Annotated in this window: 12 protein-coding genes; 4 read left to right on the forward strand and 8 right to left on the reverse strand. The window is 70.5% G+C overall.

Annotated elements, in window-relative coordinates; translation table 11 throughout:
• Positions 1-31 precede the first annotated feature (31 nt).
• The 5 genes from ACTWQI_RS17295 to ACTWQI_RS17315 form a co-directional block, all read right to left on the reverse strand.
• Positions 32-1699 carry an FAD-dependent monooxygenase gene (locus tag ACTWQI_RS17295; RefSeq protein WP_443271392.1) on the reverse strand — a complete coding sequence of 556 codons (1668 nt, stop codon included), beginning with the start codon at positions 1697-1699 and terminating at the stop codon, positions 32-34.
• A 165-nt stretch (positions 1700-1864) separates the two neighbouring features.
• Entirely contained in the window at positions 1865-2824 is a 960-nt protein-coding gene (locus ACTWQI_RS17300; RefSeq protein ID WP_443271394.1) for an amino acid ABC transporter permease, read from the reverse strand.
• Positions 2821-3489, reverse strand: a complete 669-nt coding sequence (locus ACTWQI_RS17305) for an amino acid ABC transporter permease (protein ID WP_443271396.1) — start codon at positions 3487-3489, stop codon at positions 2821-2823. The genes ACTWQI_RS17300 and ACTWQI_RS17305 overlap by 4 nt, the downstream gene beginning before the upstream one ends.
• A 106-nt stretch (positions 3490-3595) precedes the next feature.
• On the reverse strand, positions 3596-4438 hold the full coding sequence (locus ACTWQI_RS17310) for a glutamate ABC transporter substrate-binding protein (protein WP_443271397.1): 843 nt from the start codon (positions 4436-4438) through the stop codon (positions 3596-3598).
• 53 nt (positions 4439-4491) lie between these two features.
• Positions 4492-5268, reverse strand: coding sequence for an amino acid ABC transporter ATP-binding protein (locus ACTWQI_RS17315; RefSeq protein ID WP_443271399.1), 777 nt, complete (start codon positions 5266-5268; stop codon positions 4492-4494).
• Positions 5269-5558: 290 nt separating this feature from the next.
• Here ACTWQI_RS17315 and ACTWQI_RS17320 point away from each other — a divergent pair, with 290 nt between their 5' ends.
• Both ACTWQI_RS17320 and ACTWQI_RS17325 read left to right on the forward strand, forming a co-directional pair.
• Positions 5559-6266, forward strand: coding sequence for a response regulator transcription factor (locus ACTWQI_RS17320; RefSeq protein ID WP_443271401.1), 708 nt, complete (start codon positions 5559-5561; stop codon positions 6264-6266).
• Between the two features lie 23 nt (positions 6267-6289).
• Positions 6290-7699, forward strand: a complete 1410-nt coding sequence (locus ACTWQI_RS17325; RefSeq protein WP_443271403.1) for an ATP-binding protein — start codon at positions 6290-6292, stop codon at positions 7697-7699.
• Between the two features lie 130 nt (positions 7700-7829).
• Here the strand turns inward: ACTWQI_RS17325 and ACTWQI_RS17330 are convergent, their stop codons facing one another.
• Positions 7830-9431, reverse strand: coding sequence for an APC family permease (locus tag ACTWQI_RS17330; RefSeq protein ID WP_443271404.1), 1602 nt, complete (start codon positions 9429-9431; stop codon positions 7830-7832).
• A 112-nt stretch (positions 9432-9543) separates the two neighbouring features.
• Between ACTWQI_RS17330 and ACTWQI_RS17335 the strand changes: the two genes are divergently transcribed.
• Complete coding sequence (locus ACTWQI_RS17335; protein WP_443271406.1) at positions 9544-10185, forward strand: TetR/AcrR family transcriptional regulator C-terminal domain-containing protein; 642 nt, start codon at positions 9544-9546, stop codon at positions 10183-10185.
• A gap of 32 nt (positions 10186-10217) precedes the next feature.
• Here ACTWQI_RS17335 and ACTWQI_RS17340 read toward each other — a convergent pair whose 3' ends face one another.
• Together ACTWQI_RS17340 and ACTWQI_RS17345 are read right to left on the reverse strand one after the other, a co-directional pair.
• Positions 10218-10847: a hypothetical protein gene (locus ACTWQI_RS17340; RefSeq protein ID WP_443271407.1), complete on the reverse strand. Its 630-nt coding sequence runs from the start codon at positions 10845-10847 to the stop codon at positions 10218-10220.
• Between the two features lie 102 nt (positions 10848-10949).
• A complete protein-coding gene (locus tag ACTWQI_RS17345; protein WP_443271409.1) occupies positions 10950-11693 on the reverse strand; it encodes a neutral zinc metallopeptidase in 744 nt (247 codons plus the stop codon).
• A gap of 325 nt (positions 11694-12018) precedes the next feature.
• Between ACTWQI_RS17345 and ACTWQI_RS17350 the strand changes: the two genes are divergently transcribed.
• Positions 12019-15057: an alpha-mannosidase gene (locus ACTWQI_RS17350; protein WP_443271410.1), complete on the forward strand. Its 3039-nt coding sequence runs from the start codon at positions 12019-12021 to the stop codon at positions 15055-15057.
• The last annotated feature ends 5 nt before the right edge of the window (positions 15058-15062 follow it).

Raw genomic sequence — 15062 nt, forward strand, 5'->3', positions numbered from 1 at the left:
CGACCCGCCTGCCTGTCCGTACCGCACGGGTTCAGCGGCGTGCCGACGCCCGCCCCTCGGCCTTCGTGGCGTTCTCCGCCGTGGCCTGTGGCGGGACCGTCGCCGCGCCTCGGGATGCATCGGCGCAGGCGTACAGTTCGGCCGGCCGTACGCCCTCCATCGCCGCGACGAGATGCCCGTCGGGCCGCACGAGGAGGACGGTGTGCGCCGCGGCCCCGGGGTAACCTTCCGTGACCAGGAGTTCGGCCCTGACCGGCAGTGCCGCGACAGCGGCCGCGAGCCGAGGCATCAGTCCGGCGCTCATCCAGTGGCGCCGGTCCCATACGCACGTCCCGGGCGCGACCAGCAGCACGAGCAGGTCGCGCCCCAGCCGGTCCCGCAGCCGGGCCGCCGACCCGTCCGGCGCGGTGACCGGCACATCGACAACCTGGGCTCCCGGAGCCGTACCCGCCGGAACCGAACTCGGTGGCGCGGGAGGTGTGAGGGGGGAGTCCGCGTACACAGGTGGCGCGCCCAGTGGCCCGTTGCCCAGTCGGCCGTCGGTGAGCAGCGCGTCGAGGCCGCGCGCCGCGCCCGGCAGCAGGGAGCGCCGTACGGTCGGCCATCCGCCGTTCGATCGCACCAGCGGCAGCGCCTGGTCGGCCGCGCGTAGCCGGGCGGCGACCGCGGCGCGGCGCTCGGCCTGGTAGCTGTCGAGGATCGGGTCGGGGGCGTGCCGGTGCCAGGCCAGGGCGAGTTTCCAGGCGAGGTTCTCGGCGTCGCGCAGCCCTTCGTCGAGCCCTTGGGTGCCGAGTGCGCCCAGCAGGTGGGCGGCGTCGCCGGCCAGGAAGGCCCGGCCCGCGCGCCAGCGCAGGGCGAGCCGGTGATGGACGGTGTGCACGCCGGTGTCCAGCAGTTCGTACGGGGGTGTCCGGCCGCACCACAGGGCGAGCGTGTCGCGGATCCGGGCGACGAGGGCGTCGGGGGTGACGAGGTCGCCCCGCGGTGGCAGCAGCCAGTCGATCCGCCAGAGGTCGCCCGGCAGCGGACGCGCCGTCACTTCCTCGCCGGGCGACGGGGACAGGTGCAGCGCGGCCTCACCGGGCCAGGGCAGCTCGGCGCGCAGCGCCGCCACGGCGTGCCGCTCCACGGCCGTACGCCCCGGGAAGCGCACCTCCAGCAGCTTGCGGACGGTGGACCGAGGGCCGTCGCAGCCGACCAGATGGCTGCCGCGCCACCACGTCCCTGTCTCCGAGTGTGCCGGGGCGCTTCCCGGGCCGCGAGTGTGCGCGGTGAGACCGGTCTCGTCTTGTTCCAGTGCGTCGAGTTTGCTGTCGGTGGCGATCTGGGCGAGGCGTTCGTCGGTGAGGGCTGCTCGCAGCCGGCGGGTCAGCACGTGCTGCGGTACGTGCAGGGGGGATCGCGGCGCGACGACGCCTGGGTCCGAGTCGCCGGCGGCGAACTCCACCCGGCGCTCGGGGTGTCGGCGGCGCATCGTCCGCCAGGCGGTCCACCCGCCGCCCTCGTGGGGCGTCGGCGTGCAGCCGAGACGCGCGAGGAATCCGGCGGTGTCCGGGCTGAGTACGGCGGTGCGCGCGGACCGGACCTCGTCCTGTCCCGAGCCCTCGTCAAGAACGACGACGGGTACGGCGCGCCGGGTGAGGGCGAGGGCGAGTGACAGCCCGACCGGCCCCGCCCCGACGACGATCACCGGGTCCACGGCGCGACTTCCTCGGCCAGGCGGGTCGTTGAGGGATAGGCAAGGGGGGCCCGGTGCGCGATCACAGCAAAAGTATGCAGCCCCTCGGGGTGCTTATACCAAAGCGAAGCGGCAGCGGCCGGGAGGCCGCTGCCGCGCGCAGTGTTCTCAGGAACCGATGGGCCGTCAGGCCGGGGCCTTAGGGTCGCGAGTCGACGAGGTCGGCTGCGTGGGGACTCTGATGTTGAGCCCGATCGCGGAGCCCTCCGACCCCGCGGCTCCCGCTGCCCCGAGCTCGTCGCCGACCCCGGCCGTCACCACCGCACCGGTCCCGCGCTTGCCCCGTCGGATCCGGCCTTCGAGCCAGCTCGCGAAGCTGGTGAGCAGGAAGTTGAGCACGATGAAGATCACCGCGACCACGATGAAGCTGGGGATGACGTTCGCGAAGTTCGCGGCCAGCGTCTTACGGGCACTGAGCAGCTCGGTGAAGTTCAGCACCGCGCCGCCGAGGGCGGTGTCCTTCACGATGACGACGAGCTGGCTGACGATTGCCGGCAGCATCGCCGTCACGGCCTGCGGCAGCAGCACGGACATCATCGTCTGTCCCTTGCGCAGACCGATCGCCTTGGCCGCCTCCGTCTGACCCTTGGGCAGCGCCAGGATGCCGGCGCGCACCACCTCGGCGAGCACGGAGGCGTTGTAGAGCACCAGACCCGTGACGACCGCGTACAGCGGGCGGACGTCGACGTCGATCCCGGTGGAGATCGCGTAGAACTGGTTGGCGAAGATCATCAGGAGGAGCACCGGGATCGCCCGGAAGAACTCGACGATGGTGCCAGCCGGAACCCGGATCCACCGGTGGTCCGAAAGACGCGCGATGCCGAAGATCGCGCCCAGCGGGAGGGCGATCAGCATGGCGAGGGCCGCCGCCTTCAGCGTATTGCCGAGGCCGGGCAGCAGATACGTCGTCCACGCCTGGTCAGTGAAGAAGGGGCTCCACTTGACCCACTCCAGCTGCCCCTTGTCGGCCATGGCGCCCCAGGCCCACCACAGCACCAGTGCCAGGACGGCGACGAAGGCCACCGAAAAGACGATATTGCGCCGCTTGGCGCCGGGGCCGGGGGTGTCGTAGAGGACGGAGCTCATCGCTTCACCGCCAGTCGCTTGCTGAGCCACCCGAAAAGGAAGCCGGTCGGCAGGGTCAGCACCAGGAACCCCAGAGCGAAGATGGCGGAGATGAGGAGCAACTGTGCCTCGTTCTCGGTCATTTCCTTCATCAGCACGGCGGCCTCGGCCACACCGATGGCCGCCGCGACCGTCGTGTTCTTGGTCAGTGCGATCAGCACGTTGGCGAGCGGGGCGATGACCGAGCGGAACGCCTGGGGCAGCACGATGAGGGTGAGGACCTGGGTGAAGCTCAGCCCGATGGCGCGCGCCGCCTCGGCCTGACCGACGGGCACGGTGTTGATGCCGGACCGCAGCGCCTCGCAGACGAAGGCGGCTGTGTAGGCGGTGAGACCGAGCACAGCCAGCCGGAAGCCCAGAGCCTCAAAGTCGTCGACCGCGCCGAGGGTGACACCGAAGACGTCGGCGAGGCCGAGTGAGCTGAACACGATGATGACGGTCAGGGGGATGTTCCGGACGATGTTCACATAGGCGGCGCCGAATCCGCGCATGAGCGGAACCGGGCTCACCCGCATCGCGGCCAGCACGGTGCCCCAGATCAGGGAGCCCACGCCGGAGAGGAGGGCGAGCTGCACCGTCGTCCAGAACGCCCCGAGCAGGTCGTAGCCTTCAAGAAAGTCGAACACGATCTCCCGCGCTCTCGCATGTGGTGGTGGCCGGGCGCACCGCCGCCGCTACGGGCGGCGGCGGTGCGCCGACAGGGCGCTTCTGCCAAGCGGCTCGGCCGAGGGGTCAGCTGACGATGTCGCCGATCCTCGGGGCGGGCTCGTACTTGTAGTCCGGGCCGAAGTTGGCCTTCACGGCCTTCTCCCAGGAGCCGTCCTTGACCATCTTCTCCAGGGCGGCGTTGATCTTGTCCTTGAGCTCGGTGTCGCCCTTCTTGACGCCGACGCCATAGTTCTCGTTGCTGAGGTTGAGCCCGGCGAGCTTGAACTTGCCCTTGTGCTGGTCCTGTGCGGCGTAGCCGGCGAGGATCGAGTCGTCCGTGGTGATCGCGTCAACAGCTTCGCTCGCCAGTCCGTCGATGCACTCCGAGTACGTGCCGTACTCCTTCAGCTGGGCCTTCGGGGCGATCTCCTTCTTGACGTTCTGCGCCGACGTGGAGCCGGTGACCGAGCAGAGCTTCTTGCCGTTGAGGTCGTCACCCTTGCTGATCTTGTCGTTGGACCGGACCAGCAGGTCCTGGTGGGCGAGGAAGTACGGGCCGGCGAAGTCGACCTTCTGCTGGCGCTCCTCGTTGATCGAGTAGGTCGCCGCGATGAAGTCCACGTCGCCGCGCTGCAGCGCGGTCTCGCGGTCTGCGCTCGGGGTTTCCTTCCACTCGATGTCCTTGGCGTCGTAGCCCAGCTCCTTGGCGAGGTACGTGGCCACGTCGACGTCGAAGCCCGCGTACGTGCCGTCCGGCGTCTTCAGTCCGAGTCCGGGCTGGTCGAACTTGATGCCGACCGTGATCTTCTTCCCCCCGCCGGAGCTGTCGCCGGAGTCGGAGTCGGAGCCGCCCGAGCCACAGGCGGTGGCGGTGAGGGCGAGGGCGGCTACAGCAGCGGCCGCGGTGGTGACCTTGCGGATCCTCATGGTGAACTTCCCTAGGGTTTTAGGACGGTGGAGTTAAGGACGCCGGGCGTCTGTCAGTGGTGAAGGATCTTCGACAGGAAGTCCTTGGCGCGGTCGCTGCGCGGGTTGTTGAAGAACTGATCCGGCTGGGCTTCTTCGACGATCCGGCCGTCCGACATGAAGACGACGCGGTTCGCTGCCGATCGTGCGAAGCCCATCTCGTGGGTGACGACGACCATCGTCATGCCGTCCCGGGCGAGCTGCTGCATGACCTCCAGCACCTCGTTGATCATCTCCGGGTCGAGAGCGGAGGTCGGCTCGTCGAAGAGCATCACCTTCGGGTCCATGGCCAGGGCTCGGGCGATCGCCACCCGCTGCTGCTGGCCGCCGGAGAGCTGGGCCGGGTACTTGTCCGCCTGGCTGGCGACGCCGACCCGGTCGAGCAGGGCGCGGGCCTTCTCCTCGGCCGCCTTCTTGTCCTTCCGCCGGACCTTGACCTGGCCCAGCATCACGTTCTCCAGCACCGTCTTGTGCGCGAAGAGGTTGAAGGACTGGAACACCATGCCGACGTCCGCGCGCAGCCGGGCCAGTTCGCGGCCCTCCTGGGGCAGCGGCTTGCCGTCGATCGTGATGGAGCCGGAGTCGATCGTCTCCAGGCGGTTGATCGTGCGGCAGAGCGTCGACTTGCCGGATCCGGACGGTCCGATGACCACCACGACTTCGCCGCTCGCGATGGTCAGATCGATGTCCTGGAGCACATGCAGCGCGCCGAAGTGCTTATTGACGTTGTCCAGCACGACCAGCGGTTTCGCCGTGGGTGCGGCGTCCTTGGTCACCGATACTTCGGTCATCGGCCTCTTGCTCCGTCCTCCTCGGTTGGGAGGACCTTAATGAGCTGTGCCGACCAGCGTCAGTACATCTGAGCTGAAATTGAGCATAACGATACGGCCACCGACCAGGACTTTTAGTGAGGAAAGCCGCATCCTTGATCCCGTCGCCCACGGTTTCGCTACCGGCTCCGTAACGGATGGCCGGGCACCGCCGGACGCCCCTTGACGTTCACCGTGCGCATCGGGCTGGATGCAGAGGGACCGCATACTCATACGTTCATGACCCGGGACAGGGACAGGGAGAGGGATCGATGCGACTGCTGCTCGTCGAGGACGACGATCATGTCGCTGCTGCCCTGTCGGCCGTCCTGACCCGGCACGGTTTCGAGGTCACGCATGCCCGCAGCGGTGAGGAGGCCCTGCGCGCCCTGCTGCCCGACCAGGGTGCGCCCTTCGGCGTCGTCCTGCTCGACCTCGGGCTCCCCGACCAGGACGGCTTCGAGGTCTGCGGCCGCATCCGCAAGCGCACGGCGACTCCTGTGATCATGGTGACGGCGCGCGCCGATGTGCGCTCCCGGATCCACGGGCTCAACCTCGGCGCCGACGACTACGTGGTCAAGCCGTACGACACCGGTGAGCTGCTGGCGCGAATCCACGCCGTCAGCCGCCGCACCGTCCCCGGCGAGGGCGGCCCCGAGGACCCGGGGGCGGGCGACCCGGCCGATCCGCTGCGCCTCGGACCGGTTCTCATCGAACTGCCCACCCGCCGGGTCTCGGTCGACGGGGTCTGCGTCCCGCTGACCCGCAAGGAGTTCGATCTGCTCGCTCTCCTCGCCCAGCGCCCCGGTGTCGTCTTCCGCCGTGAGCAGATCATCAGCGAGGTGTGGCGGACCAGCTGGGAGGGGACCGGTCGCACGCTCGAAGTGCATATCGCCTCGCTCCGCTCCAAGCTGAGCATGCCCGCCCTCATCGAGACGGTCCGCGGGGTCGGTTACCGCCTCGTCGCGCCGGCCGCCTGATCCCGGAGAGACCGTACAGCCCCGTGCGCGCCCGACTCCTTCCGCTGCTCATCGTCCTGATGGCAGGTGTGCTGCTCGCGCTCGGCTTCCCGCTCGCCGGGAGCCTGGCGGCAGCCGAGCAACAGCGCGTGGTCGTGGACCGGATCGACGACACCGCGCGCTTCGCGGCCCTCGCCCAGTTCGTCACGGCCCGCCCCGCGGCCAGCAAGCCCGAGGACGAGGGCGGCCGGTTGGCCACGCTGCGCTCCGAACTCGACCGGTACCACGAGGTGTACGGGATCCGGGCCGGAGTCTTCTACCGCGACCGATCGGCCATGGCCGTGGCTCCCCGCGGTTGGTCACTGCCCACCGAGGGCGAGGGCGATCAGGCCTTCCGGGAGGCGCTGGCGGGCCGCCGCAGCCATGATCCGCGACAGGTGTGGCCCTGGCAGGACGGGCGGCTGCCGGTCGCCTCGCCCGTGGTCCGCGATGGTGACGTGGTCGCGGTCGTCGTCACCGATTCGCCCACCGGGCAGATGCGGTCCCGGATCCTGCGCGGCTGGCTGCTGATCGGCGCGGGCGAGGCCGCGGCCATGCTGCTCGCCGTGGGGGCCGCGATCCGCCTCACGGGCTGGGTGCTCCGGCCCGTACGCATCCTGGACGCGGCCACCCACGGCATCGCGACCGGCAGGCTGAACTCCCGAGTCGCGGCGGCCGGGGGGCCGCCGGAGCTGCGCCGGCTGGCCCGGTCGTTCAACGAGATGGCCGACCATGTGGAAGAAGTCCTGGAGCAGCAGCGCGCCTTCGTCGCCGACGCCTCCCATCAGCTGCGCAATCCGCTGTCGGCGCTGCTGCTGCGGATCGAGCTGCTCGCGCTCGAACTCCCCGACGGCAACGAGGAGATCGCCTCGGTCCGCACCGAGGGCAAGCGCCTCGCCCGCGTCCTGGACGACCTCCTCGACCTGGCCCTCGCCGAGCACGCCGCCGCGGACCTCCAGCTGACGGACATCGCCGAGCTGGTGGAGGAGCGGGTCGGGGCCTGGCGTCCGGTCGCCGACCGCGAGGGTGTCCGGCTCGCCTACGAGGGTCCGTCCGGGGCCGCCGGGTGGGCGGATCCGGTGGCTCTGTCCAGTGCGCTCGACGCCGTGGTCGACAACGCCCTCAAGTTCACCCCGGAGTCGGAGACGGTCGCGGTCGGAGTGGCCGTGGACGGCGAGACCGTACGCATCACGGTCGCGGACGGCGGTCCCGGTCTGACCGAGGACGAGCTGGAACGGATCGGCGACCGCTTCTGGCGGAGCAGCCGCCACCAGAACGTCTCCGGGTCGGGCCTGGGTCTGTCCATTTCGCGCACGCTGCTGGCGGCGGGCGGTGGCTCGATCGCCTATGCGCCGAACGAACCGCACGGCCTGCGGGTGACGGTCGCGGTGCCGCGCACGGCGCCGCAGGTCTGACCACCGCGCAGCGTCGCCTCGTACGGACGCCGCCTCGGTGCGAGGTGGCCCGAAGGGTATGAGGCGGAGGAGGTCTCGAGGGCCACCCGGCGGGCTGGTTCAGGGGGACCCGGCGGGCGGCCCTCGAGAGTCAGGAGGACTCGGCCGCGAGCTCGGCCGGCGCGCCGTGCGCCCCCGGCCGGGTCGCGGGCTCCGCCGCGCCGTCACGGAGCTTGTCCTGCGGCCGCTTGGCGACGAGGTAGAGAAGGCCGGTGGCGAGGACCACCCCCGTGCCGATGAGCCCGGCCCACACCTGGTACCAGGGAGCGCCGGGCGGAGCGAGGATGGCGCGCGGCCAGCAGACGTTGACCACCTCGAAACCGGTCCACAGCACCGCCAGCACATTGAGGAAGGTGCCCTTCCGCCCCAGCCGGACGTGTCCGTTCGGCACCCAGCTGCCGCGTAGCCGGGCTATCAGTGCGGCCAGGGAGACGAGGAAGAACGGCAGGAAGGTGGCCGCGGTGCCGAAGGCGATCAGGCTGCCGATCGCGGTGGCGTTGAGCCCCAGGAGCAGGGCGCTGCTGCTCACCAGGGTGGACGCGATGAGACCGCCGATGGGGGCCCGGCGCTTGTTGACCTTGCGGACCTGCCGGGAGAAGGGGAAGACGCCATCCCGGGCCAGGGAGTAGAGACCGCGGGCGGCACCGCCCTGGGAGGCCATCGCACAGGCCAGGAAACCGACCAGCACGACCGCGACGAAGGGCTTGTCGGACCAGGAGCCGAACGAGTGCACCACCGCGGTGGTCACCGGATCGATGTCCTCGCCGAGAACGACGGACTCCGGGTCGGGGTGGGCGAGTGCGACCGCCATCGCGTTGAGGATGACGACCACGCCGACGCTCAGCAGCGCCCACCACATGGCCCGTGGCACCTGTCGGCCCGCGTCCTTGGTCTCCTCCGCTGTGGAGACGCAGGCGTCGAAGCCGATGAAGGCCCAGCCGGCGACTGCGAGGGCCGCGAGGAACGCCATCGTGGTGGAGCCGCCGGACAGCGCCTCGGCGCCCAGGGTCTCGGTGAACAGCGCGAAGCCGTGCTCCCGGAAGAACAGCAGCAGGGCGAAGCCGACCAGCACGGATGCGATCGCCTCGGCGGCGATGCCCAGGGAGACGAACCAGCTGAGGATCTTGATCCCGTAGGCGTTGATCAGCATGCACCCCAGCAGGACGGCGACCGACACCGCCACCATGGCGCCCGGCGTGGGAGTGGCCCCGAAGAGGGCGAACACCCAGGGAGCGGCCAGATAGGCCACGGTCGTATTGCCGAACATCACCGAGAACTGCCATACCCAGCCGCCCAGCCAGCCGAAGGACGGGCTGAGCAGGCGCCGTCCCCACTGGTACGGGCCGCCCGCGAGCGGCCATTGCGAGGTCAGCTCTGAGTAGACCGTCACTACCAGGCACTGGCCGAGCAGGGCGAGCGGCAGGGCCCAGATCCAGGCGGGCCCGGCGATGGTCGTGCCGACCATGGCCACCGCGTAGAGCGCGACCACGGGAGAGACCACGGCGAAGCCCATGGAGATGTTGCCCAGCACGCTGAGGCTGCGGCGGAGCTCCTGCTGATAGCCGAGGTCGCGCAGGCGGGCGGCGTCGCTGTCCTGGGGCGTCTCGGCGGCGATGCCGCTGGGGGAGGGTTCGTTCACGGTGTGCACCTCGGGGGAGGGGAACGGGCCGACCGAGTCGGCGAGGGCGTTCACCCGCTAAATCTAACGTCGTTAGATATTGGGGTTGCGGGGACCCTAACCGGCAGGTGCGCGCTTGTGAAGCCCCCGCCGGGTAATCTGGCGGCCGGAAGAGGGGGAGCTGACCATGGGCCGACCCAGTCGGGCACTGCTGAGCCGCGAGATCATCGCGCGTGCTGCCCTGGAACTCCTCGACCAGGAGGGGCCCGCCGCCCTGACGATGCGGACGCTTGCCCAGCGGCTCGGGGTGCGCGGTGCGTCGCTCTACCACCACGTCGCCTCGAAAGACGATCTGCTCGACGCCGCCTCGCAGCTGATCAACGAGGAGATCGATCTCAGTCCCCTCGAGGATCCCCGGTGGCGCGAGGGCATCGCCGCGTACGCCCGCGGCTACCGGCAGGTGTATCTGCGCCACCCGAACATGATCGCGCTCGTGGCGCGCCGCCGGGTCGAGGCCGAGAAGGCGCTCCTCGGGTACGACGCGCTGCTGGCCGCGCTGATCCGGGCCGGCTGCACGCCGGCCGAGGCGTCCGAGGTCGCCGCCGCCATCGACTATCTGGTGCTCGGCTCCGCACTGGAGACCTTCACCGCCGGCTTCACCCGCTCGCCGGACGGCTACCGCCCGGCCTACCCCGCCCTCGCGGACTCGCTCGACGGAGCGGCCGGTCATCCCGGCGGCCTGCGCGGGCTGGACGATCGTGGCTTCGAGCTGGGGCTTGCCCTGGTCCTCGACGGACTGGCCGCCCGGTCGCCCAGTCGGCCGGGCTGAGGCGCGTCACGGCCCGGCCGACCGGGCGGAGGTCACAACAGGTCGAGTCCGAGGACGTCGTTCACGAGGTTGCCGAGAAAGCCGTTCAGGATGTTGATGTCCAGGAAGTCCCGGTCTCTGGAGTTCGGGAATTCCTTGACGTCGGAGTTCGGGAAGTCCCTGACTGACGAGGTGCCCTCGCCGTCCCTGCCTCCGTGGCAGGACTCGCTTCCGTCGGGCTTCGTGGCGCACTTACGGATCTCCGGGCCGAGGAGCGTGTCGCCGGTCCGGAAGACGAGGACCGCGGTCTGCCGCGGGTCTCTCGGGTTGACTGCCCCCTTCGCCGTCGCGTGGCCGGTGAAGCGGGTGCCGTACGCGCTCTTCACCTGCCTCTGCTTGCGGTGCGGTGCGTTGACCTGCAGCTCGGCGATGATGCTGGTGGGGCGCCGGCAGGAGATCGTCCAGCTCGCGGTCGTTCTCGCGGTTCTGTGGTCCGGGTCCACCTTGACGGAGAGACGGTGCCGGCGAAGGGTGCAGTCCGGATCGGCGATCGTGCCGGTGCTGGACGGGGCGAGGCGGGGTGGAGTGCTGTGTGACGCTGCTGCGACGGCCGGTGGGCCGGCCGTCAGTCCGGCCAGGACGGTCAGGGCGAGCAGGGCTGTTCGAGGCAGGTGAGGGCGCATCGGCGATTCTCCCAGCGAGTCCGAAACGAAGCGTCCGGACATTTCCGGACAATCTGAATATTCGCCGGTCGCGTGGTCACGATGGCTGAGCCGCGCGGTCCCTCAGTCCGGAATGCACCCCTTTACACCACCCTCCGCGCCGCGGTTGAACGCCCTGATGCGCTCGGAGGCATCGCCATGGTCGGTCGCCTCGGTCCAGGGCGTGTCGTCGGCGAGCACGGTCAGGGCCTGGGTCAGCTCGTCTGTGTCACCCGCCTCAAACTGAATCGTCCCGTCTTCGGCGGCACCGACCAGCACCGCCCCCGCCAGGCAGTCGGCCTGCAGTTCCAGCTCCAGGGCCACCAGGTCGGTGTTGAGCCGGTTCTGGACCGCGTGTCCCCACTCATGGGCGATCACCAGATAGACCCAGGCGTCTCCGGCGCGATGGCCGGCGGTCATCAGGTCGACGTCCCATGCCAGATAGTCACCGGGCGGGCAGTAGACCGCGTTGTCGTCGGCCAGTGGCTCGCCCCCGCAGGTGGGAACCTCCCGCGTATCGCCGTCGTAGGCGCCGACGACACGCGGCGGGCGGTACGACCCGGTGAACAGCTCGGACCAGTGCGTGGACCAGTACCGGTCCACGGCCGCCACCGCCGACTCGATGTCCTCCGCGACGCTCTTCTCCACGGTGACCGCAGGCGGCGAGGCGGTCCGCGGCGGGGGAGAGGCGGTCGGCGTCGGCGTGGTCGTCCGGGTGCCGTCGCCCTGCGTGCCGTCCCCGATGCCGCAGCCGGCCAGCAGAGCGAGCAGCAGCGCCACGACCGCGACGAGAGCGGATCGCGTGCTCTCGGACCTCCGAGCGATCATCGCCGCCTCCGCGTGCGCTCATCCGCCGGTGCCCTGTCCTCCCACACAACGCCCGCACCGCGGAACCCGCAACCGACTGGCGGTGGGTGCGCATGATCCGCGTTCGGGGCCACAAGGCGTCGCGTCCGGGCCCATTTCGCCGGAACCGGGTCGACGGGCCGGACGTATGACCCCGGCTCTTTGGGTATCACCGAGGTCGTCCGTCCGGATCAACAGGACCGGATCAGCAGGGACCCGATCAACAGGACCGGATCCGCAGGGACCCGATCAACAGAACCGGATCCGCAGAACCATCGCCCACCAGCAGCGACGGGAGCGCCCCCACATGCACGACGACCGCAGCCTCATCGAAGCCCGCCTGCAGCGCGTCCTCGACGAGCGCATCCGCCCCGCCGTCCACCCCGAGTCGGTTCCGCTGGAGGTGGCGGCCTGGACCGCCCCGGGCGAGCCGGTGCCCGTCGCCGAGGGGCTGGCCGCCGCGTACTCCCCGATCGCCGTGGGCGAGAAGTGGGGCGCGCCCTGGGGGACCACCTGGTTCCGGGTGTCCGGCACCGTACCGACGGCGTGGGCGGGCCATACCGTCGAGGCTCTGCTCGACCTGGGATTCGACGAGCGCATGCCGGGGTTCCAGTGCGAGGCGCTCGTCTACGAGCCGGACGGTTCGCCCGTCAAGGGGCTCAATCCGCGCAACCAGTGGGTCCGGGTCGGCTCGCCCGTGTCCGGTGGCGAGGAGGTGCTGTGGCACCTGGAGTCGGCCTCGAACCCGGTGATCCTGGGGGACTCCGGGTTCCGGCCGACCCCTTTCGGTGACAAGGAGACGGCCGGAACCGATCCGCTCTACCGGCTGACCCGGATGGATCTCGCCGTCTTCGACGAGACGGTGTGGGCGCTCGTACAGGACCTCGAGGTACTCGGCGAGCTGATGCACGAACTGCCCGTCGACGGGGCCCGCCGCTGGGAGCTGCTCCGCGCCCTGGACCGCGCACTCGACGCGATCGATCTGCAGGATGTGAACGGCACCGCGGCCGCGGCACGGGAGCGGCTCGCCGGCGTGCTGGCCACCCCGGCCGGTCCCTCCGCGCACCGGATCAGCGCCGTCGGACACGCGCACATCGACTCCGCCTGGCTGTGGCCGCTGCGCGAGACGGTCCGCAAGGTGGCCCGTACGGCCTCCAACATGACCGCGCTGCTCGCGGACGAGCCGGACTTCGTCTTCGTCATGTCCCAGGCGCAGCAGTTCGCCTGGCTCAAGGAGCACCGCCCGGAGGTCTACGCGAAGGTCAAGAAGGCCGTCGCGGACGGCCGGTTCGTGCCGGCCGGCGGCATGTGGGTGGAGTCCGACACGAACATGCCCGGATCCGAGGCCATGGCCCGTCAGTTCGTCCACGGCAAGCGGTTCTTCATCGACGAGTTCGGCATCGAGAACGAGGAGGCATGGCTGCCGGACACCTTCGGCTTCGCCGCGGGACTGCCGCAGATCATCAAGGCCGCCGGAGCACGGTGGCTGCTCACCCAGAAGATCTCCTGGAGCCGGACCAACCAGTTCCCCCACCACACCTTCCTCTGGGAAGGCATCGACGGCACCCGGATCTTCACCCACTTCCCGCCGGTCGACAGCTACAACTGCTCCATGCAGGGCCGGGAGATCGCCCACGCCGCCCGCAACTTCAAGGACAAGGGCGTGGCCCGGCACTCGCTGGCGCCGACCGGCTGGGGCGACGGCGGTGGCGGCACTACACGGGAGATGGTCGCCAAGGCCGCGCGCATGCGGGACCTGGGCGGCTCGGCGAAAGTCGTCTGGGAGACGCCGTCGGAGTTCTTCGCCAAGGCCGAGGCCGAGTACCCGAACCCGCCGGTGTGGGTGGGCGAGCTGTATCTGGAGCTGCACCGGGCCACGCTGACCAGCCAGGCCAGGACCAAGCAGGGCAACCGGCGGAGCGAGCATCTGCTGCGCGAGGCCGAGCTGTGGGCCGCCACCGCCGCCGTACGGACCGGGTTCGGCTACCCGTACGAGCAGTTGGACCGGCTCTGGAAGACGGTGCTGCTGCACCAGTTCCACGACATCCTGCCGGGTTCCTCCATCGCCTGGGTGCACCGCGAGGCGGAGGCGACGTACGCGGCGGTGGCCGAGGAACTGAACGGAATCATCGATCGCGCCCAGCGCGCTCTCGCCGGTGACCCGAGCTCGGGCGGAGAGCTTCTGTTCAACCCGGCGCCGCACGCGCGGGGCGGTATCGCTGCGGGAGGCGCCCGCCCAGTCGCGCCGAACGAGGGCCGGGCCACGGTCGCACCGCGCCCCGGCGGGGGCCACATCCTCGACAACGGCCTGCTGCGTGTCGCGATCGACGCGCGTGGCCTGGTCGTTTCCGCCTACGACCTGGCGGCGGGCCGGGAGGCGGTCGCCCCGGGCCATGCGGCCAACCTGCTGCAGATCCACACCGACTTCCCCAACATGTGGGACGCCTGGGACGTCGACGCCTTCTACCGCAACACCGTCACCGACCTGGTCGATGTGGACGAGGTCGCGGTGGTGGCCGACGGCCCGGAGGCGGTGTCCGTCCGGGTGGTCCGCTCGTTCGGAGCGTCGAAGGCGACCCAGGTGCTGACCCTCGCGGCAGGTGCCAAGCGCCTCGACATCGACACCGAAGTGGACTGGCACGAGACCGAGAAGTTCCTCAAAGCGGCCTTCCCGTTGGACCTGCACACCGACCGGTACGCGGCCGAGACCCAGTTCGGCCACCTCTTCCGGCCCACCCATACCAACACCAGCTGGGAGGCGGCCAAGTTCGAGGCCTGTAACCACCGCTTCGTGCACCTGGAGGAGCCCGGCTGGGGCGTCGCGCTCGTCACCGACTCGACGTACGGGCACGACGTCTCCCGGACGGTCCGCGACGACCGGGGTACGACCACCACGGTGCGAGTGTCCTTGCTGCGGGCGCCGCGTTTCCCGGACCCCGAGACCGACCAGGGCGTGCACCGCTTCCGCCATGCCCTCGTCCCGGGTGCGCAGATCGGCGACGCGGTCCGCGAGGGCTACCGGATGAATCTGCCCGAGCGACGCGTCCCCGGCGACGCCGAGGTCGCCCCACTGCTGGCCGTGGACAACGACGCCGTGGTGATCACCGCGGTCAAGCTCGCCGACGACGAGAGCGGTGACGTGGTGGTGCGGGCCTACGAATCCCGCGGCGGCCGAGCCGCCGCCCGCTTGACCGCCGGGTTCGGTGTCACCGGTGTCACCGTCTGTGACCTGCTGGAACGGCCGCTGGCGGAGGTGCCTCAGCCGGAGCGGGCCGGCGATTCGGTGCTCTTGTCGTTGCGGCCCTTCGAGATCGTCACCCTGCGGCTGTCCCGAGCCCGGGCCTGAGCGTC

The organism is Streptomyces sp. KR80, from assembly GCF_052245555.1.
Classification (GTDB): domain Bacteria; phylum Actinomycetota; class Actinomycetes; order Streptomycetales; family Streptomycetaceae; genus Streptomyces.